This is a genomic window from Streptomyces capoamus (genome assembly GCF_014654935.1).
In the GTDB taxonomy this organism is placed as follows: domain Bacteria; phylum Actinomycetota; class Actinomycetes; order Streptomycetales; family Streptomycetaceae; genus Streptomyces; species Streptomyces capoamus.
In genome coordinates this window covers 77,038-77,270 of the sequence record NZ_BNBF01000007.1, presented here as the reverse complement: position 1 = coordinate 77,270, position 233 = coordinate 77,038, and the positions used below count along the sequence as shown (strand labels likewise).

The window sequence follows — 233 nt, the reverse complement described above, 5'->3', positions numbered from 1 at the left end:
CCAGCTCGGCATGATCGCGGAGCTGCGGGGGGACTACCAGCAGGCCGAGGAACGCTACCGCGCCTCCCTCACCATCAAGGAGGAGCTGGGCGACCGCTCCGGCATCGCCTCCAGCTACCACCAGCTCGGCGTCCTCGCGCAGCTGCGGGGGGACTACCAGCAGGCCGAGGAACGCTACCGCGCCTCCCTCACCATCAAGGAGGAGCTCGGCGACCGCTCCGGCATCGCCTCCA

General features: G+C 70.4%; 1 protein-coding gene. It reads left to right on the top strand.

Annotation, left to right across the window (positions count from 1 at the left end):
* Positions 1-233, top strand: a 233-nt coding sequence (locus IE312_RS13400; RefSeq protein ID WP_189981432.1) for a tetratricopeptide repeat protein, incomplete at both ends; no start/stop codon positions are given.